This is a genomic window from Methanothrix sp. (assembly GCA_029907715.1).
GTDB lineage: Archaea > Halobacteriota > Methanosarcinia > Methanotrichales > Methanotrichaceae > Methanothrix_B.
This window is the reverse complement of sequence record JARYLI010000054.1, coordinates 1-567: the sequence shown is the minus strand read 5'-3', so window position 1 is coordinate 567 and position 567 is coordinate 1. Positions and strand designations below refer to the sequence as shown.

Annotated in this window: 1 protein-coding gene; it reads right to left on the bottom strand. The window is 48.1% G+C overall.

Features of this window, described 5'->3' with window-relative positions; translation table 11 throughout:
* Window positions 1-233: 233 nt before the first annotated feature.
* Window positions 234-567 (bottom strand): hypothetical protein (locus QHG98_09785; protein MDH7598001.1); only part of this gene is annotated, 334 nt, incomplete at its 5' end.

Genomic DNA, 567 nt, shown 5'->3' with positions numbered 1-567 from the left:
GGACAGGTCCGAACGGCCATTGTGTCTCATCCCCGTGATTTGGCGGATCGGTATGTTTGAAGAATGAAGCGAGATCGAATGGATCTGGTCTGGGTAATCAGAGCCGCTCTTATGTATTTAGCAACTTTAATGCAAGCCGGTTGCTGGATGTGCTTCATTCACTTGGCATGACAGCATACCGGAACCAATATCGCCCCTAGAAGTTATCAGATGGATAAAAGCGATCAGAGCTATCACTCCGGCGATTCGACCACACGAGCCTCTGCTGTTATGCGCAACCCTTTTATTCTTTGATCTTGAGTCAACTTCTCCATCAACATCAGGGGAGATGCCGAGGACAGGTCGTGTGCTCGAATCGCAGAATGAATCGAGAGCTTCGGGCGATATATCTCGGATGTACTGAAACACCGCATGCAACAGCAGAGGCGTGCCAAAAGGATGAAAGTGTTTCTGGTTGTAGAGGCGATGATCTGCAAAAATCGAGATTGGTCACTTTCATGGTAAACATGAAAATCCACAAAACAGGCGAAGGGCTGCATGGCAGCGATCATCTGGCAAAAAGCAAGA